The 24,784-nt window shown below is 68.0% G+C and carries 21 protein-coding genes; 15 read left to right on the top strand and 6 right to left on the bottom strand.

The features are described 5' to 3' along the window. Positions 1-91: 91 nt before the first annotated feature. The 4 genes from EGY25_RS04120 (at position 92) to rplT (ending at position 4,187) form a co-directional block, all read left to right on the top strand. Positions 92-2,086 (top strand): alpha/beta hydrolase family protein, encoded by a 1,995-nt coding sequence (locus EGY25_RS04120; RefSeq protein WP_167762474.1) that lies wholly within the window; start codon positions 92-94, stop codon positions 2,084-2,086. A 5-nt stretch (positions 2,087-2,091) separates the two neighbouring features. Continuing rightward, positions 2,092-3,417 carry an MFS transporter gene (locus EGY25_RS04115; protein WP_135193773.1) on the top strand — a complete coding sequence of 442 codons (1,326 nt, stop codon included), beginning with the start codon at positions 2,092-2,094 and terminating at the stop codon, positions 3,415-3,417. Between the two features lie 163 nt (positions 3,418-3,580). Beyond that, positions 3,581-3,778: a 50S ribosomal protein L35 gene (gene rpmI, locus EGY25_RS04110; protein ID WP_135193772.1), complete on the top strand. Its 198-nt coding sequence runs from the start codon at positions 3,581-3,583 to the stop codon at positions 3,776-3,778. A 55-nt stretch (positions 3,779-3,833) separates the two neighbouring features. After that, positions 3,834-4,187 carry a 50S ribosomal protein L20 gene (gene rplT, locus EGY25_RS04105; protein WP_135193771.1) on the top strand — a complete coding sequence of 118 codons (354 nt, stop codon included), beginning with the start codon at positions 3,834-3,836 and terminating at the stop codon, positions 4,185-4,187. 76 nt (positions 4,188-4,263) lie between these two features. On the opposite strand, the gene EGY25_RS04100 is transcribed toward rplT, so the two are convergent. Then, positions 4,264-5,892 (bottom strand): response regulator, encoded by a 1,629-nt coding sequence (locus tag EGY25_RS04100; RefSeq protein ID WP_135193770.1) that lies wholly within the window; start codon positions 5,890-5,892, stop codon positions 4,264-4,266. A 170-nt stretch (positions 5,893-6,062) separates the two neighbouring features. On the opposite strand from EGY25_RS04100, the gene EGY25_RS04095 reads away from it, so the two are divergent. The 7 genes from EGY25_RS04095 to EGY25_RS04065 all read left to right on the top strand — a co-directional run bounded on the left by EGY25_RS04095 (position 6,063) and on the right by EGY25_RS04065 (position 13,526). After that, positions 6,063-7,043 (top strand): polysaccharide deacetylase family protein, encoded by a 981-nt coding sequence (locus EGY25_RS04095; RefSeq protein ID WP_135193769.1) that lies wholly within the window; start codon positions 6,063-6,065, stop codon positions 7,041-7,043. A 41-nt stretch (positions 7,044-7,084) separates the two neighbouring features. Then, the gene (gene pheS, locus EGY25_RS04090; RefSeq protein ID WP_135193768.1) at positions 7,085-8,161 is read left to right on the top strand and encodes a phenylalanine--tRNA ligase subunit alpha; all 1,077 of its coding nucleotides are present in this window, start codon (positions 7,085-7,087) and stop codon (positions 8,159-8,161) included. Positions 8,162-8,164: 3 nt separating this feature from the next. Continuing rightward, complete coding sequence (locus EGY25_RS04085) at positions 8,165-8,563, top strand: hypothetical protein (RefSeq protein ID WP_135193767.1); 399 nt, start codon at positions 8,165-8,167, stop codon at positions 8,561-8,563. Continuing rightward, entirely contained in the window at positions 8,560-8,958 is a 399-nt protein-coding gene (locus EGY25_RS04080) for a hypothetical protein (RefSeq protein WP_135193766.1), read from the top strand. The genes EGY25_RS04085 and EGY25_RS04080 overlap by 4 nt, the downstream gene beginning before the upstream one ends. A 7-nt stretch (positions 8,959-8,965) precedes the next feature. Next, positions 8,966-11,404, top strand: coding sequence for a phenylalanine--tRNA ligase subunit beta (pheT, locus tag EGY25_RS04075; protein WP_135193765.1), 2,439 nt, complete (start codon positions 8,966-8,968; stop codon positions 11,402-11,404). Positions 11,405-11,447: 43 nt separating this feature from the next. Then, on the top strand, positions 11,448-12,788 hold the full coding sequence (locus EGY25_RS04070) for an APC family permease (protein ID WP_135193764.1): 1,341 nt from the start codon (positions 11,448-11,450) through the stop codon (positions 12,786-12,788). A gap of 126 nt (positions 12,789-12,914) precedes the next feature. Next, entirely contained in the window at positions 12,915-13,526 is a 612-nt protein-coding gene (locus EGY25_RS04065; RefSeq protein WP_135193763.1) for a DUF1134 domain-containing protein, read from the top strand. A 95-nt stretch (positions 13,527-13,621) separates the two neighbouring features. Here EGY25_RS04065 and EGY25_RS04060 read toward each other — a convergent pair whose 3' ends face one another. Together EGY25_RS04060 and EGY25_RS04055 are read right to left on the bottom strand one after the other, a co-directional pair. Next, entirely contained in the window at positions 13,622-14,515 is an 894-nt protein-coding gene (locus tag EGY25_RS04060; RefSeq protein WP_135193762.1) for an SDR family oxidoreductase, read from the bottom strand. A gap of 8 nt (positions 14,516-14,523) precedes the next feature. Beyond that, complete coding sequence (locus EGY25_RS04055; RefSeq protein WP_135193761.1) at positions 14,524-15,756, bottom strand: NAD-dependent epimerase/dehydratase family protein; 1,233 nt, start codon at positions 15,754-15,756, stop codon at positions 14,524-14,526. Positions 15,757-16,107: 351 nt separating this feature from the next. Between EGY25_RS04055 and EGY25_RS04050 the strand changes: the two genes are divergently transcribed. The 4 genes from EGY25_RS04050 (at position 16,108) to EGY25_RS04035 (ending at position 20,077) form a co-directional block, all read left to right on the top strand. Beyond that, positions 16,108-17,163 carry a DUF4167 domain-containing protein gene (locus tag EGY25_RS04050; protein ID WP_135193760.1) on the top strand — a complete coding sequence of 352 codons (1,056 nt, stop codon included), beginning with the start codon at positions 16,108-16,110 and terminating at the stop codon, positions 17,161-17,163. Positions 17,164-17,232: 69 nt separating this feature from the next. Next, complete coding sequence (locus EGY25_RS04045; protein ID WP_135193759.1) at positions 17,233-18,537, top strand: hybrid sensor histidine kinase/response regulator; 1,305 nt, start codon at positions 17,233-17,235, stop codon at positions 18,535-18,537. Between the two features lie 43 nt (positions 18,538-18,580). Next, positions 18,581-19,270, top strand: a complete 690-nt coding sequence (locus tag EGY25_RS04040; RefSeq protein WP_135193758.1) for a DUF4893 domain-containing protein — start codon at positions 18,581-18,583, stop codon at positions 19,268-19,270. 63 nt (positions 19,271-19,333) lie between these two features. Then, a complete protein-coding gene (locus tag EGY25_RS04035) occupies positions 19,334-20,077 on the top strand; it encodes a DUF4893 domain-containing protein (protein ID WP_135193757.1) in 744 nt (247 codons plus the stop codon). On the opposite strand, the gene EGY25_RS04030 is transcribed toward EGY25_RS04035, so the two are convergent. The 3 genes from EGY25_RS04030 to EGY25_RS04020 all read right to left on the bottom strand — a co-directional run bounded on the left by EGY25_RS04030 (position 20,074) and on the right by EGY25_RS04020 (position 24,714). Continuing rightward, on the bottom strand, positions 20,074-20,940 hold the full coding sequence (locus EGY25_RS04030) for a tetratricopeptide repeat protein (RefSeq protein ID WP_135193756.1): 867 nt from the start codon (positions 20,938-20,940) through the stop codon (positions 20,074-20,076). The genes EGY25_RS04035 and EGY25_RS04030 overlap by 4 nt on opposite strands. Before the next feature lies 1 nt (position 20,941). Further along, positions 20,942-22,597: a serine hydrolase gene (locus EGY25_RS04025; protein WP_135193755.1), complete on the bottom strand. Its 1,656-nt coding sequence runs from the start codon at positions 22,595-22,597 to the stop codon at positions 20,942-20,944. A 230-nt stretch (positions 22,598-22,827) separates the two neighbouring features. Next, positions 22,828-24,714: a BCCT family transporter gene (locus EGY25_RS04020; RefSeq protein WP_245159335.1), complete on the bottom strand. Its 1,887-nt coding sequence runs from the start codon at positions 24,712-24,714 to the stop codon at positions 22,828-22,830. Between the last annotated feature and the right edge of the window lie 70 nt (positions 24,715-24,784).

Genomic DNA, 24,784 nt, shown 5'->3' with positions numbered 1-24,784 from the left:
GTCGCAGGACCGGGGCGTTTTTCGTTGACGCATCCGCTGCTTGCGTCCACGCGCGTCTTCTGGTTGAGCTTTGCCGTGGATGGGGGAGTTCATGCTGAAGTCTGTTTTGTCGGGATTGATCCTCACCGTGTTGAGCGTCGTCGCCCTGGGCGGCGCTTTCGTTTCCGGCGCCCAAGCCCAAGTCCAGGCGCAAAACGCTCCGCCTCCGCTGGAGGCCTATAGCGCCTCTCCAGCCGTGGAACTGATGGAGCTGTCGCCAAGCGGCGATTTGATCGCCCTGATCGCAGTCGTGGGCGAAACGCGCGCCATCGTCGTTACAAACATGGCGACGGGGGAACTCGTCTTCACCGCCACGGTCGGCGAGATCAAGGTGCGAGACCTGCGCTGGATCGGCGAGGGCAGGGTTCTGGTGATCACGTCCCAGAGCCGGAGCATTCCGACGCTGGGGGTGCCCCTTTCGGAACTCTACTTCGGTCAGATCGTCGATCTCGAAAAGAAGAAGCTGGTTCAGGTGCTGAGCAACACGCCGGATGTCCTGGCGGTGCTCTACGGCTGGCCCTCGATCCGCAGGACTCCAGAGGGAGAGGTGCTGTTCGCGCGGGGCGTCAATCTCGCCAACGGTCAGATCAATCTGCATCAGATCGACCTGAAGACCGGTCGAGGTCGTCCCGTGAAGATCATGACCCGGGAGACGACCGACTATGTGGTGGACGGCCAGGGCGAGGTCATCGCCATGGCCCGCTATGTCGAACGAAGCGGGCGTTGGACGCTGATGCTGCCGCGCGGTCGTGGTTTTTATGGAGCCTGGAGCGTCGATGCGCCGGTCGATACGCCCGCCTTCTACGGCATGGGCCGTACGCCACGCACGATAGTGATCGGCGCGGATCGTCCCGATCTGGCGCAGCAGGATCTCGACGGAGAGACGCCCGCCGTCATGTTCGAGGTGAATGTGGACACGGGCGAGTGGACCCGCCTGCCTTTCGAACATCACCCCGACAGCCTGATCCACCACTCGGCGACCCGGCTTCTTTTGGGCGCGTCGCGCGAGGAAGAGGACGGAACCCGGTATGAGTTCCTGGAGCCGGAGGCCGCTCGGCGGTGGAGGGCCATCGCGCGCGCGTTCGTGGACAAGGCGCCGCGTCTGGTTTCCTGGAACGAGGACCAGACCATGGCGCTGGTCTTTACCGACAAGAATGAATCCGGCCTGTACCAGCTGGTGAACTTCGACCGTGGCGTCGCCGAAATTCTGGCCCAGTCCTACCCCGAAATCGCAGCGGAACAGGTCGGGGCCGTGCGCCAGATCCAGTACGCGGCGGCGGACGGGCTGGAGATTTCCGGCTATCTGACGCTGCCGCCCGGTGTGGATGATCCGTCAAAGCTGCCGCTGGTGGTGTTGGCTCATGGCGGGCCGGCCTCACGCGATGTGATGGGCTTCGATTGGTGGGGCCAAGCCCTGGCCTCGCGCGGCTATGCGGTGCTTCAGGCCAATTTCCGGGGTTCGACGGGCTACAGCCGCGCCTTCCTTGAAGCGGGATACGGCGAGTGGGGCCGCAAGATGCAGACGGACCTGTCCGACGGCGTGCGCTGGCTGACCGAGCAGGGCATCGTCGATCCCGACCGGGTCTGCGTCGTCGGGGCCAGCTACGGCGGTTACGCCGCCATGGCGGGACTGACGTTGGACAAGGGCGTCTATCGCTGCGGCGTGGCGGTGTCCGGCGTCTCCGACCTGCGCCGCATGGTGAACTGGGAGGCGCGGCAGGAGGGCGGGCGCAACAATCAGACAGTCCGTTACTGGAACCGCTTCATGGGGGCGGCTCGCTTCAACGATCGGGCGCTGGACGCGCTTTCGCCCGCACATCTTGCCACAACGGTCGAGGCGCCGTTGTTGCTAATCCACGGCCGCGACGACACCGTGGTCCCCATCGAACAAAGCCGCGTCATGGCCGAGGCGATGCGGCGGGCCGGAAAGCCGGTCGAGCTGATCGAGCTGGCGGGCGAGGATCACTGGCTGTCGCGCGCCGACACCCGCCGGCAGATGCTGCGCGAAACCGTGCGGTTTCTGGAGGCGAACAATCCGCCTCGCTAGCGACGATGCGTCGCGCTAAGCGTTTGGCCATGACCGCGACACCGACGACCCCGCCCAAGCTCAAGACCCCGGCGCTGGCCGTGTTGTTCGGCACGGTGTTCATCAATCTGGTCGGGTTCGGGCTGGTGGTGCCGCTGCTGCCCTTCTTCGCCCAGAGCCTGCAGGCCGAGGCGTGGCAGATCACGCTGATGTTCTCGGCTTATTCGCTGGGTCAGTTCTTCGCCGAGCCGTTCTGGGGGCGGCTGTCGGATCGGATCGGGCGCAAACCCGTGTTGCTGATGACCCTGATCGCCAATGCGCTGGGCTATCTGATGCTGGCCTTCGTGCCCAACATCTGGCTGGCGATCGCGGTGCGGCTGTTCACCGGCTTGGGCGCGGGCAATATCTCCACGGTCCAGGGCTATGTCGCCGACGTCACCCCGCCGGAACAGAGGGCGGGGCGGATGGGGCTGATCGGCGCCGCGTTCGGCTTGGGCTTCATCGTCGGGCCGGGGCTGGGCGGGCTGCTGACGCAGCCGCAGTTGGGGCGTCTCGGCTATCAGTTGCCGATCTTCCTGGCGGCGGCGCTTGCGGCTGTGGCGGCGGTCGGGGTGATCGTCTTCCTGCGCGAGAGCCGGGCCAAGGCCGATCCCGCCGCACCGCGTCCGGCCTTCCTGGCGGGGCTGAAAGACGCACGCGACAATGATGTGGTGTCGCGGGTGCTGGTGGTGACCCTGATCTATATGGCCGGGTTTTCGGCGATGGAGAGCGTGTTCGGCCTGTGGGCCGAGAGCCGTTACGCTTGGGGTGCGCGCGAGGTGGGGCTCAGCTTCATGATCGTGGGCATCGTCTCGACCCTGAACCAGGGGTTCTTCGCCGGAAAGCTGGCGCGGCGGTTCGGCGAATCGCGCGTGCTGGCGGTCGGCATGCTGCTGTTCGGAAGCTCGCTGGTGCTGCAGGTGCTGGCGCCCGTCGCCTGGTTCCCGGCGACCCGGCTGGAGCTGGGCGCCCTGTCCATTCCCATCGTCCAGGGCTGGGTCATTCCAATGGTCATGGCGCTGGGCGCGTGCGGCATGTCGATGGCCATGCCCAATATCTCGGCCATGATCAGCCGCGCCTCGCCGCCCGACCGGCAGGGGGCCATGCTGGGGCTGAACATGGCCTCCAGTTCGGTGGCGCGCATCTTCGGGCCGATGATCGCGGGCGCGCTGTTTTCGGGCCTGGGGCACGACTGGCCCTTTCTGGTCGGGGCGCTGCTGACCATCCCGGCGGCGGTCATGGCGATCAACGCCGGACGGGCGATCCAACGGGGCAAGGCCGCCGACGAAATGGCCCCCAAGTCCTTGTCCTGACTCACGTCTTGCGTCGGCAGGCGTCTTCGCCTACAAGCCGCGCCTTCGCGTACCGAACCGCCGGGCGAACAGGCATGCCTGGGCGGTTCTTAAACTCTGGAAGACCACCTCCCCACGGCTCAAGCAGCCCGAAGGGCGGTAGCCCTCCAAAAAGGAGACTGAAATGCCGAAACTGAAGACGAAGTCAGGCGCCAAGAAGCGCTTCAAATTCACGGCCACTGGCAAGGTGAAGTCGGGCGTTGCAGGCAAGCGTCACCGCTTGATCAGCCACAACTCGAAATACATCCGCCAGAACCGCGGCACCAAGGTCATGGCCGACGCCGACGCCAAGAAGATCAAATCCTACATGCCGTACGCCTGATCGGCGCGCGCTGTACGACTGATCTCCATCCCAAAGAATTTGAAGGAATAGCGACATGGCTCGCGTAAAACGTGGCGTAACCTCGCACGCCAAGCACAAGAAGGTTCTGGAGCAGGCCAAGGGCTTCTCCGGCCGCCGCAAGAACACCATCCGTACGGCCAAGGCCGCCGTCGATCGCGCCGGGCAATACGCCTATCGCGACCGTCGCACCAAGAAGCGCAACTTCCGCGCCCTGTGGATCCAGCGCATCAACGCCGCCGCCCGTCTGGAAGGCTTCACCTACAGCCAGTTCATCAACGGCCTGAACAAGGCCGGCATCGAACTGGACCGCAAGGTCCTGGCCTCGATCGCCGCCGACCCGACCGGCTTCAAGGCCGTCGCCGAAAAGGTCCGCGCCGCTCTGGCTTAAGCCACAGTCGCACCGACCAAGATCAACGCCCGTTCCGGTTTTCCGGGGCGGGCGTTCTTCGTTTGGGCCGGTGGGTTCAGGCGGCGGCTGCCTCAATCAAGCGGTCAGCCTCGGCCTCGGCTTCGACGCCGGCCAAAACGAGGCGGATGGCGTTCAACAGGGCGTCGGGCTGGATCGGCTTTTGCGCCACCCCGTTCATGCCGGCGGCGATATAGTCCAGCTCGTCGCGCTCATCGGCGTTGGCGGTCAGGGCCAGGATGGGCAGTCGGGCGACCGGGCCGGGCAGGGCGCGAATCGCGCGGGTGGCGGCGACCCCGTCCATGACCGGCATCTTGATGTCCATCAGCACCAGGTCGAAGCGCCGGTTCTGAACGGCCTCCAGCGCCTCGCGGCCGTTCTCGGCCATCTCCGCAGTGCAGTCGAACATCTCCAACAGCTTGCCGGCGACGAAACGGTTGGTGGGGTTGTCGTCGACGACCAGCACGTGAAGCGTCTCGTGCGGGGTCGGGTCGGCCATGCTCGGGGCGCCGCCCGCCTCGTCCGCCGCGCAGGCGCTCAGGGGCAGGACGACGTGGAACCGCGCCCCGCCCAGCGGCGACACGCTGAGGCCGATGGTTCCGTCCATACGCTCGGCGATCTGGCGGCAGATTGCCAAGCCCAGGCCGGCGCCGGCGCCCTCGCGCCCGGCCTTGCCGATGTTGAAGGGGTCGAAGATGGTCGCCGCCGCCGCTTCGGGCACGCCGGGGCCGCTGTCGTCCACCGTCAGTTCGACCCTGAGCCCGTCGCGGGTCATCCGACTGGCTAGCGTGGCGACCACGCCGCCCGACTGGGTGAACTTCAGGGCGTTGCCGACCAGATTGTTCAGCAGTTGCTTGATCCGCATGCCGTCCGCCCGGACCCAGGGGCTGGATTCGAAGTCGGTGCGGACGGTCAGGGTCAACGCCTTTTCTTCCGCGCGCGCCCGCCACAGGGCGTCGATATCGAAGGCGACGGCCGACAGGTTCAGTGGCTCTTCTTCCAGGGTCAGCATCCCGGCCGAGGCGCGCGACATGTCCAGGGCGTCGGTCAGCAGCCGCAGCAGGCTCTGGCCGGAATCGATGACGGTGCGGACGTAGGGGCGCAGTTCTTCCTGCTCCAGCTTCCTGTCCATCAGGGCGGCGACGCCCAGCACCCCGTTCAGCGGCGTGCGGATTTCGTGGCTCATCACCGCAAGGAATTCGGACTTGGCGCGGCTGGAGGCGACGGCCTCGGCCTCGGCGATGGCCAGGTCGCGGGCCAGGGCGCTCATCTCTTCAGCGCGCTGGCGGTGAAGCGCCGCCCCGGCCTGAACGACCTGCAGCGCCGTGCCGACGCCGACGTAGCGGCCGTCCGCCACCACGACGAAGCCGCTCAGCAGGGCGCCCAGTTCCGCCGCCCCATAGGCCTGGAAGAAGGCCTCTGCGCTGGTCGCCGCATCGGCCACGGGGGCGTTGCGGTCCATCAGGCTTTCGGCGGGTTTCCTGGCATAGAGGGCGCGCCCGAACTCAGCCGCCATCCGCAGGGTGAAGGCGTTGCGTTCGATGATGCCGACCGGGCGGCCGTCTTCGTCCACCACGGCCAGGGCCAGGGTGTTGGGCTCGGTCTGGAATCGCTCGAACACATCCGCGCCAGGCGTGGACGGCGCCACCGGCGCGATCAAATCAACGAAGTCACCGATACGCGGCATCAAGGTCCCCACCCGTTCGGAGGCCTGCTTAGCGGCTGATATTTAACGCCAGCTTTGCCGTTCATGAACCTTTCGCGGCGGGTTTCAGACAGTTGATCCGTCAACGGATGGAAATCGCACAATTCCGAATGAACGTTCCCCCACACGCGCTTCGCCGCTAGCCTCGCGCCATGATGCGCACCCTGATTTTCAGCCTGGCTCTCGCTCTCGCTCTGGCCCTGGCCCACCCCGCCGTCGCGCAAGAGCGACGCGTCGCCGTCACCTTCGACGATCTTCCGTTCCAGGCGGACGAGGCGACCCTGTGCGATCCGACGCGGATGATGGCCATCACCCAGGACTTCGTCGCCATGCTGAAGCCGCTGGACACCCACGGCGCGGCCTTCGTCAATGCAGGCCGGATGTGCGACGCCGAACGCGACGCGACCCTGCCGCCCATCCTGAACGTCTGGCTGGACGGCGGTCTGGACCTGGGCAACCACACCTTCAGCCACATCAACATCCACCGCACGACGGCCGAGGCCTATCTGGCCGACGTGGACGCCGGGTCGCCGATCGTGCGCGACGTGCTGGAGGCGAGGGGACAGCGCCTGCGCTGGTTCCGCCATCCCTATCTGTTCACCGGAGAGACGCCGGAGAAGCACGACGCCATCGCCGCCGGTCTGTCCCAGCGCGGCTATACGGTCGCGCCGGTCACGATCGACAACAACGACTGGATGTTCGCCGACGTCTATCGCAAGGCCGAGCAACTGGGCGATGCGGCCCTGATGCAGCGCATCGGCCTGGCCTATGTGGCGCACATGGCCACGGTGCTGGAGTTCTTCGAACCCTACAGCGCCGAGGTCGCCGGCGGGCGCGAGCCGGTGCAGGTCCTGTTGCTGCACGCCAACAGCCTGAACCAGGCGTATTATCCGCAGATTCACGCCCTGTATCTGGCGCGCGGCTATCGCTTCGTGTCTCTGGAAGAGGCGCTGGCCGATCCGATCTACGGCCACGCCGATACCTATGTCCGCGCCAACGGAATCTCGTGGCTGCACCGCTGGATGGCGACCGACGGCCGGCCCATCCGCTGGGAGCCGGAGCCGCCTGCCTGGATCGTCGCGGCCAACAAGGCGCCGGCATCGGAACTTCAGGCCATCGCATCGAACCCTTGAAGGGTGACGAACGCGCCCGAGGACGCTAAGGCACGGGGCAAATGACCGATCTCGCCACACTCGAACTCGACCTGATCAACGCCATCGGCGGCGCCGAAAGCGTCGCCGCCCTGGAAGAGGTGCGCGTCGCCGCCCTGGGCAAGTCCGGCTCCGTCTCCGGCCTGCTGAAGGGCATGGGCGCGATGAGCCCCGATGAACGTCGCGAACAGGGGCCGATGATCAACGGCCTGCGCGACCGCGTCGCCGCTGCCATCGCCGCCAGGAAGGCCGAGCTGGAGGCCGCCGAACTGGACGCCCGGCTTCAGGCCGAACGCGTCGACCTGACCCTGCCGGCCCGGCCGCGTCGCAAGGGCGGGGTTCACCCCACCATGCAGGTGATGGACGAGATGATCGCCCTGTTCGCCGAGATGGGCTTTGCGGTCGCCGAAGGCCCGGACATCGAGGACGACTTCCACAACTTCACCGCCCTGAACTTCCCGCCCAAACACCCCGCGCGGGAGATGCACGACACCTTCTTCCTCAAGCCCGACCCCGAGACGGGCGAGCGCAAGGTGCTGCGGACCCACACCAGCCCGGTGCAGGTCCGCACCATGATGTCGCAAAAGCCGCCGATCCGCATCATCGCGCCGGGTCGCACCTTCCGTAAGGATTCGGACGCCACCCACACGCCGATGTTCCACCAGATCGAAGGCCTGGTGATCGACCGCGACATCCATATGGGCCATCTGAAGACGACGCTTCAGACCTTCATCGCCCGCTTCTTCGAGCTGGACGAGGTTCAGGCGCGGTTCCGGCCGCACCACTTCCCCTTCACCGAACCCTCGGCCGAGATGGACATCCGCTGTGACCGCTCAGGCGGCAAGCTGGTGTTCAACACCGGCGACGACTGGCTGGAAATCCTGGGTTGCGGGATGGTGCATCCCAATGTGCTGAAGAACTGTGGCATCGACCCGGACGAGTATCAGGGCTTCGCCTTCGGCATGGGCGTGGATCGTTTGGCCATGCTGAAATACGGCGTGCCCGACCTGCGTCCCATGTTCGACGCCGACACCCGCTGGCTGGCGCATTACGGTTTCTCGGCCTTCGCGGCCCCCAATCCGGCCTCGGGCCTGAGCTGATCCATGACTGACGCGCAAGACACCATCACCTTCAAGCGGATCGGCGAGGGGCCGGCCTACGACAGGGCGAACATCTGGTTGCCGCAGCTGATCGCGGAGGCGATGTCTGCGGGCCGAAACCTGATCGAGAACAAGACCTTCACCGATTGCCGTATCGAGGGTCCCGCCGTGCTGCTCGCCGCCGGCGGCTGCACCTTCGATGAGTGCGACATGGGCTTTTCCGGCGGGGACATCCGCAATCTTTTGCTGGCGCCCGTCGGCCCGGAAAAGGTCATCGGCGCGGTCGCGTTCCAGAACTGCGCCTTCCTGCGCTGCAAATTCCATGCTGTCGGGTTCACCGGCGCGCCCGCCTTCCTGCAGAATTTCGAAGCGGTTCTCAGCCAGGGAAGGCGATCGGCATGAACTCCATCCTGCCAATCACTCGTCCGCTCGCAGACGCGCCGGACCTGAGCGCCAAGACGTTCGAGAACGTGGATATCATCCTGTACGAACTCTATGCGGCCGCCTCCGCAAAGGGCGTGCCGCTGGTCGAGGGACGTACCTTCACCGGCTGCCGGTTCCAGGGGCCGGCGGTGATCCTGGTGTCGAACGGCGTTACCTTCACCGACACCAATTTCGGCGACAGTCGCGGCGGGATTCAGAACCTGCTGCTCAGCCCCGTCGGCGACAAGGCCATCGGCACGATCCCGATGCGCGACTGCCATTTCATCGGCTGCGAATTCTACGGGGTCGGTTTTACCGGCACGCCCGAATTCATCGCCCAGGTCGGCGCCCTGACCGACAAGCCCAAGGCCTGAGACCCTCATGAAGTTCGCCCTGTCCTGGCTGAAGGACCACCTCGAAACCGAGGCGGACGTGCATCGGATCGCCGAGGCCATGACCATGGCCGGGCTGGAGGTCGAAGAGGTTCTCGACCCCGCCGCCAAGCTGGCGCCCTTCACGGTCGCCAAGATCCTGTCGGCTGAGCGCCACCCCAACGCCGACCGGCTGCAGGTCTGTCAGGTCGAGACGGTCGATGGGCTGAAGGAGATCGTCTGCGGCGCGCCCAATGCGCGCGCGGGCCTGACCACCATCTACGCCCCCATCGGCGCCTATGTGCCCGGGCTGGGCGTGACCCTGGTGGAAAAGCCGGTGCGCGGCGTGGTGTCGAACGGCATGCTGTGCTCGGCGTCCGAGCTTGAGTTGTCCGACGAGAGCGACGGGATCCAGGAACTGCCGCCCGAGATTCCGGTCGGGACGCCGGTGGCCGGGCTGTTCGGCGCGGAACCGGTCATCGATTTCGAAGTGACGCCGAACCGTCCCGACTGGCTGGGCGTCGCCGGCATCGCGCGGGATCTGGCCGCCGCCAGCGTCGGCAAGCTGAAGCATTTCGACATCGCCGTGGTGCGCGGAGCCTTCCCGTCGCCGATCACCGTGCGGCTGGATGCGCCCGAGATGTGTCCGGTCTTCGCCGGTCGCGTCATTCGCGGCGTGAAGAACGGCCCGTCGCCGGCCTGGCTGCAGAAACGTCTGACCGCCATCGGCCTGCGCTCGATCAACCGGCTGGTCGATGTGACCAATCTGATCGCCTACGACCGCGCCCGGCCGCTGCACGTCTATGACGTGGCCAAGCTGGTCGGGACCGAGATCGTGGTGCGCGCGGGCCAAGTGTCGGCCGAGACCGCCCATATCGAGGGCGGAGAGCCCGAGCATTTGATCGCCCTGGACGGCAAGACCTATGCGGCCGCCGCGACCGACTGCGTCATCGCCGACGCCGGGGGCGAGCGTCCCATCGGCCTGGGCGGCGTCATGGGCGGCGAAAGCACCGGCTGCGACGAAACCACCACCGACGTCTTCATCGAAAGCGCCTGGTTCGATCCGCTGGTCATCGCCCAGACCGGCCGTGCGCTTGGCATCCATTCCGACGCCCAGTACCGGTTCGCGCGCGGCGTCGATCCGGTCTCGGTCACGCCGGGTCTGGAGCTGGCCACCCGCCTGATCCTGGACCTGTGCGGCGGCGAGCCGTCCGAGATCGTCTTCGTCGGCGAACCCCCGGCCAGCCCGGCGCCCTTCGCCTTCGACCCCGCCTATGTGAAGCGGCTCAGCGGCATGGACCTGGACGACGACCGGATCGGGACCATCCTGGGCCAGCTCGGCTTCCTGGTCACCGCCGGCCCCGCCGATCAGGCCGAGCCCTGGACCGTGACCCCGCCGTCATGGCGGCGCGACGTCGAAGGCCGGGCTGATCTGGTGGAAGAGGTGGCGCGGATCGAGGGCTTCGACAGCCTGCCCGACACGCCCCTGCCTGAAGTCGCCCGCCCCGCAGGCGGGGTGCTGAGCCCCCGCCAGGCCCGCGTCCGCACGGCGCGCCGTGCGCTCGCCGCCTTGGGCTATGCCGAGGCCGTCACCTGGTCCTTCACCAAACAATCGACGGCCGTCCTGTTCGGCGGCGGGGACGACCGGCTGGTGCTGGAGAACCCCATTGCGGCCGATCTGGACTGCATGCGCCCCTCGGCCCTGCCCAACCTGATCCAGGCGGCGGCGCGCAACGCCGCGCGCGGGTTCGCCGACGCCGCCCTGTTCGAGATCGGCCCCATCTATCTGGCCGACGGCCCCAAGGATCAGCGCACCGTCATCGCCGGCCTGGTCGCGCCCCACGCCGCCCGTCACTGGGCCGGAAGCGGCGAAGACGCCCTGTTCGCGATGAAGGGCGACCTGACCACCCTGCTGGAAGAGATCGGCGCGCCGGTCGCCTCCCTGCAACTGGCCCAGGGCCAGAACCGCGACTGGTGGCACCCCGGCCGTTCGGCCCGGCTGCAGCTGGGCACCAAGAATGTGATGGTCGAGTTCGGCGAACTGCACCCGCGCGTGCTGAAGGCCCTGGACGCCGACGGTCCGATGCTGGGCTTCGAGATCGTGCTGGACAATGTGCCCGAGCCGCGCGGCAAGGGCGGCAAGGCGCGCGGTTCCGCCGACCTGTCGGCCTTCATGCCCCTGACCCGCGACTTCGCCTTCGTGGTTGAAGACGCCAAGCCGGTGGGCGACCTTGTCCGCGCCGCGACCGGCGCCGACAAGGCCCTGATCGCCGAGGTTCGGGTCTTCGACGTCTATCGCGGCAAGGGCGTGGACGAGGGTTTCAAATCCGTCGCCCTGGAAGTCGTCATCCAACCGCGCGACGCCACCCTGACCGAAGCCGAGATCGAGGCCCTGACCGCCAAGGTCGTGGCGGCGGTGGAGAAGCAGGGCGGCAAGCTGCGGGCATAAGGATCGCAGCGTCGCCTTTCGGGCGGCGCAGGGGAAGCAGGCGATGACGACGGAACATCAGGCGGCTGATCCTGATCGCGGCCATCTGCTGCGCGTGCTGGGCGTGACGTTCGGCGTCGCCGTCGTGGTCGGCGGCGTCATCGGGCAGGGGATTCTGCGCACGCCGGGCGTGGTCGCCGAAGGGGTGCAGAACCCCACGATCATCATCGCCCTGTGGTGCGTCGCCGGCCTGGTCGCCTGGATCGACGCCATGTCGACGGTCGAACTGGCCGCCTCGATCCGCAAGACGGGCGGTCCCTATATCTTCGCCCGGCGCGCCTTCGGGTCTGTGACGGGGCTGGCTGTCGGCGTCTGCGACTGGCTCGGCAACATGGGCGGCATCGCCTTCATCGCCGTGGTCTTCGGCGAGTATCTGCACAGATTGGGCGTCGCCACGACCGTGCCTATCGGCATTCTCGCCCTGCTGATCGTCGTCGCGGTGGGCAGCGTGCAATGGCTGGGCACCAAGGTCGGCGGCCGGTCGCAGGAGATCGGCAGCGCGATCAAGGCCGCCCTGTTCACCGTGCTGATCATCGGCCTGTTCCTGGCGCCCCGGGGCGCGCCCGTCGCCACCGAGATCGCGCCGGCGACGGCGGCGGCCCTGTCGTTCGGCGGCATCGTCATGGCCTTGCGGGCCATTTCCGGCACCTACTACGGCTGGAACAGCGCCTCCTATTTCTGTGAGGAGGTAGTCGATCCGGGCCGGACCATCGCGCGCGCGACCTTCTCGGGCATCGCCGTAGTGACGGTGATCTATGTCCTGGCCAACCTGGCCTATCTCAACGTCCTGACGCCTGCCGAAATGGCCGGGTCGAACCTGGCGGCGGCGGATGCGGCCGGTCGGGTGTTCGGCGATGTGGCGGGGCCCATCGTCACGGCCATTTCGCTGGTGTCGCTGGTGACGATCATCAATGCGATGGTGATGGTGTTCCCGCGCGTCCTGTTCGCCATGGCGCGGGAATATCAGGTGTCCGCCCTGACCCGCGTGGCGACCAATGGCACGCCCCGTCTGGCGCTGATCGCGACGGTGCTGGCCGGCGGCCTTCTGGCAACGATCGGCGTCTATGAGACGCTGCTGACGTTCTCGACGTCGCTGCTGGCGCTGATGAGCGTGCTGGTGAACGCCGCCGTCATCGTCATGCGGGTCCGCGAGCCGAATCTGGAGCGGCCGTGGAAGATGCCGCTCTATCCGCTGCCGGCCATCGTCGCCCTCGTGATCAACACGACCCTGTTCGTGATCTTCGTGGTCGAGGATCCGCTGACGGCCGCCAAGGCGTTCGGAACGCTCGCGGTGCTGATCGGGGTCGCCTGGCTGGTCGTCCGCCGCAAGCGCGTTGCAGCCTGATCGCAGCCCGTCCGTAAGCCCCCGTTAACCTTGAAGCCGCAAGGCTGCCGCAAAGGTCGGGGACGGTGAAGCCAAGACCGGCGCGCCAGCCGGCCGTCCACTCGCCGCCTCTCGGAGCGTCCCCCCATGCATCGTCGCCAAATGATTCTTTCCGGCCTGGCCACAGCCGCAGGCGCCTCGGCTGTCGGCGCCTGCGCCACGGCGCCGGCGCGCGATCCCAACTATCCGATCCGCTCGGATCAGACCGCCCAGGCCTACAGCTTCGACGAACTGGTCTCGGCGGGCTCGCGCGAACTGGGCATCGCGGCCGAGGTCGTGGGCGGCGCCATCGAGCGCGTCTTCGCCGACCAGGGCGACCGTCCGACCGCCTATATCGCTGGCGAAGAAGGCTCCGGCGCCGTGGTCGTGGGCGCGCGTTATGGGCGCGGCGCCCTGCACATGAAGGACCTGTCGGCCTCGCAGGAGGTGTTCTGGCAGGGCGCGTCCGTGGGTTGGGACTGGGGCGGCAACGCCAGCCGGGTCTTCACCCTGGTCTATGGCCTTTATCATCCCGACATGATCTATCGCCGCTATCCGGGCGTCGAGGGTTCGGCCTATCTGGTCGCCGGCATGGGCGTGAACTATCAGCGCGCCGACGGCATCGTCCTGGCCCCCATCCGCACCGGCGTCGGCCTGCGCCTGGGCGCCAACGTCGGCACCATGAGCTACAGCCGCCAGCGGAATCTGCTACCGTTTTAAGCGCGCTATGCTCACGACGCGGTCGCTCGCGGCTTGAGCGCGCAACCACATTAACCCGTCATCTTCGGGTCAAGCCCGAGGATGACGGGGTGTGATCAACTCACCAACCGCAACGGCGGCGGCACCTCCAGCATCGCCGCCAGCCCTTCGCGCCAGGTCGGATAGGCGGGTCGCCAGCTCAACTCGGCCTTGGCCAGCGCGTTCGAGACGCGTTTGGAATCCAGGTAGAAGCGCCGCATCGCCTCGCTGACGCTGTCGTCGGTCCAGTCGACCTGGGGCGGACGAGGCAGGCCCATCCGGTCGGCGGCCCATTCCATCACCACATCGGCCGGCGAGGGTTCGTCGTCGGTCAGATTATAGGCCGCCCCCGGACGCGGCCGTGCCATCGAGGCGAACAGGCCCGAGACGATGTCGTCCACATGGATGCGGTTGAAAACCTGGCCCGGCTTGCGCACCAGTTTCGCCGTGCCGTCCCGCAGCCGCTCGACCACACTGCGCCCCGGCCCATAGAAGCCGGGCAGGCGGAAGATCTGCACCGTCAGCCCCATCCCCTGCGCCCCGTCCAGCCAGTCGCGCTCGGCTCGCACGCGGCGCGCGCCCTCCAGATTGGCGGCGTTCAGCGGCCCGTCCTCGAACACCCATCCCCCGGCCCGGTCGCCATAGACGGAGGTGGAGGAGACATAGCCGATCCAGTCGGGCCAGGCGTCGCCGGCCAGCGGTCCCAGGGCGCGCAGACCGGGACAGCCATGGGCGTCCGGCGCGGCGGTGATCAGCACGGCCGTCGCCGCCTCAAGCGCAGTCTTCAGCGCGGCCGTGTCTGTCGGGTCGATGGCCGTGATGCCCTCGGCCGCCAGGGCGCGACGTCGTTCGGGATCGCGCGAGGTGGCGGTCGCCCGTCCGCCGCGTCGGATGGCCTCCAGCGCCGTCGCCCGTCCCAGATAGCCGCCGCCGAAGACCAGCAGGTTGAGCGAAGAGGGGGCGTCGGGCATCACGTTACTCAGGCCGTCAGAACTTTGGAAAGCGGCGCACCGGCTGGCGGACGCGCCTCATTTTCCAGCGCCTCGGCCCGGCGTTGGTTCCAGGCCGAGACGCACGGCACCCGCGTCAGATCGGCCCGGTCGGCGTAGCGTCGGGCGATCTCCGTCACCTCGTCCATCAGGCCCTGGGCCAGGGTGATGGGCTTCAGCCCCAGGTCGCGAAACTGGTCGTTGGCGACGACCAGGTCGTTCTCGTCCGCCTCCTGGCGGGGATTGGCGACGTTGTGGATTTCGGCGCCGGTCTTGTCGGCGATCATGGCCGCCAGGTCGCGCACACGCCGGCTCTCGGTCATCTGGTTCAGGATCTTGACCCGCTCGCCGCGCTTGGGCGGGTTCTTCAGCGCCAGCTCGACGCAGCGCACCGTGTCCTGGATGTGGATGAAGGCCCGGGTCTGGCCGCCTGATCCGTGGACCGTCAACGGATAGCCGACCGCCGCCTGCATCAGGAACCGGTTCAGCACCGTGCCGTAATCGCCGTCATAGTCGAAGCGGTTGATCAGCCGCTCGTCCTGCTTGGTTTCGGTCGTCTGGGTGCCCCAGACGATGCCCTGGTGCAGGTCGGTGATGCGCAGGTTGTCGTTACGGGCATAGAACTGGAACAGCAGGGCGTCCTGCGTCTTGGTCATGTGATAGATGCTGCCCGGGTTGGGCGGAAACAGGATTTCCTGCTCGGCGGGGCCGTGGTCGGTGTCCACCGTCACCTTCAGATAGCCCTCGGGGATGCGCAGGCCCGCGGTGCCGTAGCCATAGACCCCCATGGTCCCCAGGTGGGCCAGATGCACGTCCAGCCCACTTTCGACGATGGCGGCCAGCAGGTGGTTGGTGGCGTTGATGTTGTTGTCGACGGTGTAGAGCTTGTGCCGCGCCGACTTCATCGAATAGGGGGCCGCCCGCTGTTCGGCGAAATGCACGACGCTGTCGGGGGCGTAGTCGCGGATCAGGGCGACCAGACGGTCGAATTCCTTGCCCACCGTCATATTGACGAAACCGATGTCGCGGCCGGACACCTCTTTCCAGGCCTTGATCCGCTCGCCCATGGTGCGGATCGGCGTCAGCGACTGAACCTCCAGCTCGTTGTCGATGTTGCGGCGGCTCAGATTGTCGACGACGGTCACGTCCCATCCTGCGGCCGACAGATGCAGGGCCGTGGGCCAGCCGCAGAAACCGTCGCCGCCCAGAACCAGAACACGCATGGGATCGCCTCGTCGTCGTCTCAAAGGTCATGCCTAGCCCAGCACAAGGCCGTGGCAAAGCGGGGCTGTTAGGCCCTGGGTGCGACGCTTTGACGAAAACCCTTGGAAAGGCGGCGCACACGGGTTAAGCCTCGTTCGTCTCCCACTCAAACGCAGCTTTACGGGCCTCTATCCGGCTGTTCGCGCTTGAGCCGATCATGACGGTCGGTCCCGAAAGGACCGGCGCACCATGCGGGCGGCAAGGCCTTCCGACAGTTCGACAATCGGGGATCGGCCCCGATCGAAACGGAACCACGAAACGGACGGAACCGGCCGCTGGCCTGGGCTCCATCCCTGCACACGGTAGCGCGAATGAGAGATTTCAAGGGCATGAAGCGTCAGCGCGGACGCAATCGGAACAAGGCGGGCGCGTCAAACGCCAACAGCGCCAATCCGAATCGTTCGTGGGACTCGCAAGGCCCCGAAAACATCAAGGTCCGGGGCAACGCCCAGACCGTGTATGAGCGCTATCAGCAGCTCGCCCGCGACGCCTCGTCCGGCGGCGACAGGGTGCTGGCCGAAAACTATCAGCAGCACGCCGAACACTATTACCGCGTCCTGCGCGCGCTTCAGCCGCAGCGGTCCTTCTCGGACATCGCCGCGCGCGAACAGTCGAACCAGGGCTTCGACATCGATTTCGAGGATGAATCCGGCGCCCAGGCCGCCGCCTTCGTCGCCGCTCAGCAGGCCGCCGACCGCCAGGCGCAGGAAGCATCCGACCGCACCGAGCAGAACCAGAACCGCGATCAGAACCGCGACCGGGACTACAACCGCGATCGCGACCAGACGCAGAACCGTGATCGGGACCGCGACCAGAATCGCGACCGTGACCGCGACCAAAATCGTGACCGCGATCAAAGCCGCGACCAAAACCGCGACTTGGCCCAGAACCGCGACGCCCAACCGCCTCGCGAACCGCGTGAACCGCGCGAGCCGCGCGAGGGCGAAGAGGTCCGCACCGAGGGCGAGGGCGGTCGCCGCGAGAGCCGCCGCGAACGCTGGGAGCGTCGCCGCGAGGAACGCAACCGCCGCTTCGACAATCAGGAGGGCGCGGAAGACGGCGCCCCCGTCCACGCCGACGCCCCCGACGTCGAGACCGTCAGCGAGACGCCCGTTGTCGAGACCCCCGCCGTCGAGAGCAACGTCGAAACCCCTGCCGCCGAGGACCGTCCCGCCCGCCGCCCGCGCCGCACCGCCGCCGCCATCGCTGCGGACGAGGGCGACGCTCCGACCGCCCTGCCGGGCTTCCTGACCCGCGCCCCCGCCTCGGCTGCCCCCGCGTCGGCCCCGGAAGTCGAAGGCGAGGCGGCCCCGCGTCGTCGCGCCCCGCGCCGCAAGCCGGAAGCCGCCGCAGCTTCCGAAGACTGAAACAACTCAGGCGAGCGTGTTTACCTGAACGCAACTCCTGCGCGCCATTCTGGCGCGTAGGAGGGCGTCATGGATATCGTCTTGCTTGTCTTGTCCTTGGCCCTGGCCGGGACCTGCGCCGGAATATGGCTCTGGCTTCAGGCGCATGCGGTTGCGCTGCGTCTGCGCCGTGAGAACGACCGGCTCGAAACCCGCATCGTCCAACAGACCCAGATTCTGCGTCGCGCCCTGACGACCGCCGAGGCGCAGATCGAGCGCCTGACCGCCGAGGACCGCACCAAGGGCGAGGTGATGCAGGCCCTGGGGCGCGAACTGCGCACCCCCCTGACCACCGTCATGGGCTTTTCCCAACTGCTGCGCGTCAACGCCGAGGCCGACCCCCTGACCGCACGCCAGTCCCAGGCCGTTCGCCAGATCGAGGCGGCCAGCGCAGTGCTGCTGGCCTTGGTCGAGGAGGCGGACGCCTTCGTGGCCTGTGGCGACGCCGGCGCCTCGCCCTGCATCCACCGCGTCGACATGCGCCTGGCCCTGCGTCAGGTCTGCGACGGGATCGAACCGCAGGCGCGCGAGGCGGGCGTTGCGCTGGCCTGTCCGCCGCCCGCGTCGGGCCTGTGCGTCATGGCCGACCCCGGCCAGGTCCGCCGTATTCTACGCCGCCTGGTCGAGAACGCCCTGCGCCATTCGCCCGGCGGGGGGACCGTCCGCATGGCGATGAGGCGCGACGACGCCCAGGTCATCGTTTCCATCCATGACGCCGGCGCGGCCCTGACGGGCCAAGGGTCCGACCGCCTGTTCCACCCCCTGGACGGCCGGGACGCGCGCGGCGGCACCGCCCTGGGCGTCGCCTCGGTCCAGCGACTGGCAGAGCGGATGGGCGGCGCCCTCGCCCAGCAGCGCGAGCCCTGGGGCGGGACGATCTTCTCGCTCAGCCTGCCCGCCGCCAGCGTTCCGGGCGCCGCGACGCCGAAACAGGCGGTGGTGCTCTATGTCGAGGACAACCCCGCCAACATCGCCCTGATGCGACAGGCCGCGACCGGACTGGGTCTGACGCTGCACGCCGCGACGACGGGGGCGGAGGGGCTGGATCTGGCCCGCGCGCTTCAGCCCGACGTGATCCTGCTCGACATCGGCCTGCCGGATATGGGCGGCTATCAGGTCAAGGCGCGGCTGGACGCCGATCCGATGACGCGCCACGTGCCGGTCCTGGCCTTGACCGCCGCTGTCTCGCCACAGGACCGCACGCGCGGCGCCGCCGCCGGCTTCGACGCCTGGCTGGCCAAGCCACTGGACCTGACCGCCCTGGCGGCCGCGCTGAACGACGTGCTGGGCATCGCGTCCGCCGGCCTTGACGCCGACCGGCGCCAGAGGGCCTAAGAGGGCCACTTCGCCCGCAAGGTCGCCCCCAAGGGAAGCGTTGATGCGTCAGTTCGCCCGGTTCGTTTCGTCCCGTCCGCTCATCCGCCGTCTGGCGCCCCTGGTCGCCCTCTGCGCCGTCGCCGCCTGCGCTGCGACCCCGCCGCCCCCGCCTCCGCCGCCGTCCAGCGCGGGCACGGGCGCCGCTTTGATGGACTGGCGCGGCGTCATCACCTCGGCCGATCGCGACCGTTATCGCCGCGTCGACGCCGCCTGGACCCTGGCCCTGCAGCAGGCGAAGCGTCAGCCCGGGTCGGGCGACCTGAACGGCCTGGGCGACCTGATCTCGCCCAAGGCCGCCCGTCCCGGCGTTACGCCGCCGCCCGGCGACTATCGCTGCCGCACCGTCAAACTGGGCTCCCAGGGCGGCGAGGACGGCCTGGGCTATGTCGTCTATGGCTGGTTCGCCTGCCGCATCGAACAGACGCCGCGCGGGCTGAAGTTCTCCAAACTGACCGGCTCCCAGCGCCCGTCGGGCCTGATCTTCCCCGAAGACGACCGGCACATGGTCCTGCTCGGTTCCATGGCCCTGGCCCAGGAGCCCGCCGCCAACGCCTACGGCCGCAACGCCGACCGCGACCTGGTCGCCGTGCTGGAACGCATCGGCGAGGCGCGCTGGCGCCTGGTCCTGCCCTGGCCGCAGTACGAGTCCAATCTCGACCTGATCGAACTGGTCCCGGCGCCGCGAAGCTGACGGTGCGCTGAACCCGGCGGCGGCTGGGCCGTTGGTGTCTCCGCAACCGATGGAGACGCCCGCATGCGCCGCACCCCTTTGGCCGTTCTGGCCCTGATGACCACGACGGCCCTGGCGGCCTGTGGCGACAACAGCCCCGCCAGCCCGGCCGAGACCTCGCCCGCCGTCACCGAGCCGGCCGCCGGCGTGCCGGCTCAAGCGGCGCCCGAGGGTGTGGCCACGCCGGAGCAGCAGGATGCCCCGGCTGGCGGGCTTCAGGGCGGGACCGACAACTGGCGTCAGGTCGCCAATACGGCCGACGCCAGCCTGCTGGGCCGCCTGGATCAGGCCTGGCGTCTGGGTCGCGCCGAGGCCGAGGACGGTGGTTTCGCCCGCCAGGTCGAGGCGCTGGGGCCGCTCGCCGATCCGAACGCGGCGCAGACGGGCCGCATCCAGCCGGGACCGGGCACCTATCGCTGCCGCACCATCAAGATGGGCCGTCGGGTCGAGGGCCAGGGACTGGCCTATGTCGAATATCCCTGGTTCGCCTGTTCGGTCGAACTGACGCCGGGCGGCGATCTGGTCCTGACCAAGACGACGGGGTCGCAGCGCACGCGCGGCCTGATCTATCCCGACACCGACCGCCGCGCCGTCTATGTCGGGGCCCAGGCCTGGGGGGCTGACGAAAAGACCTTCCCTGCCTACGGCGACAAGGCCGAGCGCGATCAGGTCGGCGTCATCGAACGGGTTGGCCAGAACCGCTGGCGTCTGGTCCTGCCCTGGCCCAAGCAGGAGGCCAAGCTGGAGCTGCTGGAAATCACCCGCTAGCGCGTCGTGCAGTCCAGCGGCTTTACATATTCCACGGCGCTGGGATCCAGCCGACGCGCCTCGGCGATCTGCGTCTCTGCCTCGGCGCAGCGGCCGGTCGCGGCCAGGGCCCGGGCATAGGAATGGCGGATCGGCGCGGCCTGGGGCAGGGTCGCCAGCGCCGCCTCGCAATAGGCCACGCCCTCGGCCGCGCGCCCGGCCTGGTACAGGATGAAGCAGTGGTTGTTCTGCACCCCCGCCTCGTTCGGCGACAGGGCCAGGGCGGCGCTGCTGTCGGCGACGGCGGCGGGATAGTCGCCCAGCTTGGCCAGCAGGCCCGCCCGATTGGTCAGGGCGATCCCGTCGGTCGCCGGCAGGGTCATGACCTGGGCCTTGGCCGCCGCAAAAGTCGCCGCATCGCCGTCCTTCAGGATTGGCAGGATGCGGATCAGCACCTCGAACCTCAACTGGTCGTCCACCGGCATGTCGTTGGCCGGATCGCCCGCCGCGCTGACCTCGCCTTTCAGCATCCGCCACGCTAGGCCGGCGTCTTCTCGCGCCGCCTCAGTGCGTCCGGCGTGGAAGTAGGTGTCGCCCCGGAAGGCATGGAAGACGATGTCCGAGGTCACCGCCATGCCCGGCGGAATGGCCTCGTCATAGGAGTCCAGGGCCCTGGCGTACTGACCCGCCAGATAGGCCTGGGACGCCAGGTTGATCAGCGCCAACGCCCGCACCGGCGATCCCTTGGGCGCCGCATCGGCGCAGGCCTGAACGTCCATCGATCCGGCGGTGTCGTGGCGGCAGACGGCGGGCACGTCCTGTACCGCAGTCTCGGTTTGCGGCGCCAGGGACAGGCCCAGGATCAGGGCGGCGGTGGCGATCATCTCAATCGACGCGCGTCAGCTTGAGGTCCTGATAGTCGTAGCTGAAGTCGATGTCGGGGCTGACCCCCTTCACCGTCGCCGTCGCCGGCTTGGCCGTCAGGATGGCGAAGGTGACGAAGGCGTCCTCCTCGCGCTTGTCCGGGAAACGGGTGCGGAAGGTGTCGCCGTCATAGGGCTCCAGCCAGCCTTGCAGGGCGGGCGTGTGGGTGAAGGTCAGCCACAGTCCGCTCTTGCGATTACGCCCGCGTCCTTCAGTCTTCGGCGCGATGACGATGTCGCCGTACCAGGGATCGCGCCAGGTTCCGGCGTAGGACTCCAGCGGCATGGACGGGGCGGCGCCGGCCGCCTGTTTGGCGTCGATCTCGGCGGCGGCGGCGATGGATTTCGCATTGCCCTCGGCTTCCAGCCGCTTGGAGTCCGCGATCCAGTCCACATCGACCTTGCCCATGCAGATGTCCGAAATCCCCGAACGAAGCGCGCGCAGCAGGAAGCTTTCCTCCGCGTTGGAGAAGATGCTGAAGCCGGTCTTGCGGCCGGGGATCAGCACGGTCGCCGAGATGCCGCCGGGCGAGCCGCCGCCGTGGCTGGCGATCCGTTCGCCGCGATAGTCCTGGACCTGAAGGCCCATGGCGTAGGTCGAGGCGATGGACCGGTTCGGCAGTTCGGCCGTCGGCCCGGGCGACGACCCGACGATGATGTTGGGCCGAACCATTTCTCGCGCCGCATCCTCGGAATAGAGCCGCGATCCGTCCGCCAGCTTGCCGTCGTTCAGGCGCACGGCGATCCATTTGGCCCAGTCGGTCGGGGTGGTGCAAATGCCGCCGGCCGCAGCGGCGGAGTCCCAGTTCCAGACCTCGACGATGGACTTGGCGATCGGGGTCATCGCCCCCTGATAACGCAGCGGCGGCCCGACCCGGCCGTGGGGCAGGGCGGACTTGGCCGGATCGGCCAGACGCGCCAGCGGCACGGTCTCGGTCATGCCGACCTTGTCCAGGATGCGGGTCTGGATGAAGGCCTCCCATGTCAGGCCCGACACCGCCTCCAGCACCGCGCCGGCCACCACGAACATCAGGTTGCAGTAGTGATAGCGCGCCCTGAACCCATCCTCGATGGGCACGAAGGCGGCCTGGGCCAGCACCTCGGCGCGGGTGCGGTCCGAATTGGGCCAGAACAGCAGGTCGCCGGCGCCCAGGCCGAACCCGGCCCGGTGGCTCAGCGTATCGCGCACCGTGATGTGTTCGCCGATATAGGGGTCCAACAGGGTGAAGCCGGGCAGGTAGGTTTTGACGGGTTCGTCCCACTTCACCTTGCCCTCGTCGACCAGGATGGCCAGGGCGGCGGCGGTGACGTTCTTGGTGTTGGAGGCGATGGCGAACAGGGTGTGTTCGTCGGCCCGCGCCGGCTGGCCCTGAACCTTGACGCCGTATCCGCGCGCCAGGACGGTCGCCCCGTCCTTGACCACGGCGACGCCCAGCGCGGGCTGATCCGGCCAGGCCGCCATGCATTTCGCCACATAGGCGTCCACCGCCTGGGCCAGCGACGCATCGTCGTTCGCTGGCCTAGTCTGAGCTGTCGTTTGGGCGAAGACCGGCTGGGCCGCCAGCGCCGCCGCGCCTCCGGAAGCGAACAGGGAACGGCGCGACAGACGAAGGGACATGGCGAACTCCAGCGAAGACGCCCGACGCTAGCGCCCCCGGTTGCTGCGGCCAACCTCTAAGGCGTCCACCAATTTTGAAACCGTCATCCTCGCCCTTGTGGCGAGGATCCAGATTCCCGGTCGTCGAGCAGTTGCCTCGCCATGTGAAAACCGGGAGTCTGGATCCTAGGGACAAGCCCTAGGATGACGGATGTGTGTGTCGCCGCCTAGGATTTGGCAGCACGTTCTGCTTACCCCAGTCGCCACCGCTGAAGTTGCTCCAGCACATCGGCGACGATCTGGTCCTGGGTGAAGCCGGTGATGTCGTGCGGGCGAGCGCCGTCGCCGGTCTGGGCCATCAGCCGCCACTCCAGCAGGCGGCGGCCCTGGGAGGTTTCGCGGGCGGTCATGGTCGGCCGCGGGCGTGACCGCGCGCCGATCCGATAGACGAAGGTCCGTTCGCCATGTTGCAGGGTCAGCCAGGCGGCGGCCTCGTCCGTGCCGATCTCGGCGTCCGGCTCTTCGGCCTCCAGGGCGGCGCGCACCGTCTCCAGCGCGGGCAGGCCGTGGCGGTCGATCTCCTTGACGATGTCGGCGCGGCTGGCGGGGGCCAGGATGCGCTTCAGCCGCTCGGACAGGGGCGGGCCCTCGGTCTCGACGTTGCGTCCGCCTAAGTCGGCGTTCATCTGGCGCACCAGGCCGATGGACAGCAGGATCATGATCAGGACGAAGGGCAGAGCGGCGGCCAGAGTGGCGGCCTGAAGCGCGCCCAGCCCGCCCGCCAGCAGCAGCGTCGCGGCGATCAGGCCCAGCAGCAGGCACCAGTAGACCCTCTGCCAGCGCGGCGTATCATCGGCTCCTCCCGAGGCGATGGTGTCGATCACCAGGGCGCCGGAATCGGCCGAGGTCACGAAGAAGACCGCCACCAGCAGGATCGCCAGGCTTGATGTGAAGGCCGCGCCCGGCAGCTGCTCCAGGAAATAGAATAGGGCGGTCGACAGGTCGGTCGAGACGGCGTTGGAAATCGCCCCCGCCGCCTGACCCATGTCCAGGCTGATGGCCGTATTGCCGAAGACGGTCATCCACAGGAAGGTGAAGCCGGCCGGCACCAGTAGGACGTTCAGCAGGAACTCGCGCACCGTCCGCCCTCGCGAAATCCGGGCGATGAACATCCCCACGAACGGCGACCAGGCGATCCACCAGGCCCAGTAGAACAGGGTCCAGTCCGCCATCCAGGCGCGCGGCTCATAGGCGTAGAGGGTGAAGGTCCGTTCGAAGAAATGGTCCAGATACAGGCCGAAGTTCTGGACCAGCGCCTTGAACAGGAAGTTGGTCGGCCCGACCACTAGCACGAACAGCATCAGCAGCACCGCCAGGATCAGGTTCAACTCCGACAGGCGCCGCACACCCTTGCCGACGCCGCTCATCACCGAGGCGGTCGCCGCCGCCATGACCACGGCGATCAGCCCCACCTGAACCCACGGCGTGTTGGGAATGCCCAGCAGATAGGTCAGACCGCTGTTCATCTGCGACACGCCGAAGCCCAGAGAGGTGGCGATGCCGAAGGCCGTGCCCCAGATGGCGAAGATGTCGACGGCGTCGCCGATGGGGCCGTTGATCCGCTTTCCCAGCAGCGGCGACAGCCCCGACCGCAGGGTCAGCGGCAGGCCCTTTCGGTGCGCGAAATAGGCCAGGCTGAGCCCGACCAGCGCATAGATGGCCCAGGCGTGCGCGCCATAGTGGAAGAAGGTGATCCCCATCGCCTCGCGCGCGGCGGTGAAGGTGCCGCCCTCGCCTGAGGGCGGGTTGATATAGTGCTGGATCGGCTCGGCGACCCCGAAATACATCAGGCCGATCCCCATGCCGGCGGCGAACAGCATGGCCAGCCAGGACAGGTAGGGGAAGTCGGGCTCGGCGTCGTCCGGCCCCAGTTTCAGCGCGCCCGTCGGCCCGATGGCCAGCACCAGCACCAGGCCCACGAACCCCGCGACGGAGGCGATATAGAGCCAGCCGAAGGTGTCGATGACCCAGGCCTGGACGCTCTGGAACACACGGTCGGACTGTCCGGGAGCGAGGGTGGCGACAAGCAGCAGCATCGCGATGATGGCGCTCGCGCCCCAGAAGACGCGCGGGTTCATCTTTGTAGTCAGCATCGGGTCAAAGCGTATGGCGAAGCTGGCGGTTCCCTTCACGGCCGACGGCCCGCCT

It is taken from the genome of Brevundimonas intermedia (assembly GCF_004614235.1).
In the GTDB taxonomy this organism is placed as follows: Bacteria; Pseudomonadota; Alphaproteobacteria; order Caulobacterales; family Caulobacteraceae; genus Brevundimonas; species Brevundimonas intermedia_A.
The sequence above is the reverse complement of the archived record's forward strand: the minus strand, read 5'-3'. Positions and strand labels throughout refer to the sequence as shown.

Bases quoted from the DNA above. Each gene is read 5' to 3' on its own strand.
- EGY25_RS04055 (WP_135193761.1), bottom strand. From the start codon at position 15,756: ATGCGTGTTCTGGTTCTGGGCGGCGACGGTTTCTGCGGCTGGCCCACG.
- EGY25_RS04040 (WP_135193758.1), top strand. From the start codon at position 18,581: ATGCGTCAGTTCGCCCGGTTCGTTTCGTCCCGTCCGCTCATCCGCCGT.
- pheS (WP_135193768.1), top strand. From the start codon at position 7,085: ATGACCGATCTCGCCACACTCGAACTCGACCTGATCAACGCCATCGGC.
- rplT (WP_135193771.1), top strand. From the start codon at position 3,834: ATGGCTCGCGTAAAACGTGGCGTAACCTCGCACGCCAAGCACAAGAAG.
- EGY25_RS04085 (WP_135193767.1), top strand. From the start codon at position 8,165: ATGACTGACGCGCAAGACACCATCACCTTCAAGCGGATCGGCGAGGGG.
- EGY25_RS04095 (WP_135193769.1), top strand. From the start codon at position 6,063: ATGATGCGCACCCTGATTTTCAGCCTGGCTCTCGCTCTCGCTCTGGCC.
- EGY25_RS04080 (WP_135193766.1), top strand. From the start codon at position 8,560: ATGAACTCCATCCTGCCAATCACTCGTCCGCTCGCAGACGCGCCGGAC.
- EGY25_RS04060 (WP_135193762.1), bottom strand. From the start codon at position 14,515: ATGCCCGACGCCCCCTCTTCGCTCAACCTGCTGGTCTTCGGCGGCGGC.
- EGY25_RS04020 (WP_245159335.1), bottom strand. From the start codon at position 24,714: ATGAACCCGCGCGTCTTCTGGGGCGCGAGCGCCATCATCGCGATGCTG.
- EGY25_RS04120 (WP_167762474.1), top strand. From the start codon at position 92: ATGCTGAAGTCTGTTTTGTCGGGATTGATCCTCACCGTGTTGAGCGTC.
- EGY25_RS04035 (WP_135193757.1), top strand. From the start codon at position 19,334: ATGCGCCGCACCCCTTTGGCCGTTCTGGCCCTGATGACCACGACGGCC.
- EGY25_RS04030 (WP_135193756.1), bottom strand. From the start codon at position 20,940: ATGATCGCCACCGCCGCCCTGATCCTGGGCCTGTCCCTGGCGCCGCAA.
- EGY25_RS04025 (WP_135193755.1), bottom strand. From the start codon at position 22,597: ATGTCCCTTCGTCTGTCGCGCCGTTCCCTGTTCGCTTCCGGAGGCGCG.
- EGY25_RS04065 (WP_135193763.1), top strand. From the start codon at position 12,915: ATGCATCGTCGCCAAATGATTCTTTCCGGCCTGGCCACAGCCGCAGGC.
- EGY25_RS04045 (WP_135193759.1), top strand. From the start codon at position 17,233: ATGGATATCGTCTTGCTTGTCTTGTCCTTGGCCCTGGCCGGGACCTGC.
- EGY25_RS04070 (WP_135193764.1), top strand. From the start codon at position 11,448: ATGACGACGGAACATCAGGCGGCTGATCCTGATCGCGGCCATCTGCTG.
- EGY25_RS04100 (WP_135193770.1), bottom strand. From the start codon at position 5,892: ATGCCGCGTATCGGTGACTTCGTTGATTTGATCGCGCCGGTGGCGCCG.
- rpmI (WP_135193772.1), top strand. From the start codon at position 3,581: ATGCCGAAACTGAAGACGAAGTCAGGCGCCAAGAAGCGCTTCAAATTC.
- EGY25_RS04050 (WP_135193760.1), top strand. From the start codon at position 16,108: ATGAGAGATTTCAAGGGCATGAAGCGTCAGCGCGGACGCAATCGGAAC.
- pheT (WP_135193765.1), top strand. From the start codon at position 8,966: ATGAAGTTCGCCCTGTCCTGGCTGAAGGACCACCTCGAAACCGAGGCG.
- EGY25_RS04115 (WP_135193773.1), top strand. From the start codon at position 2,092: ATGCGTCGCGCTAAGCGTTTGGCCATGACCGCGACACCGACGACCCCG.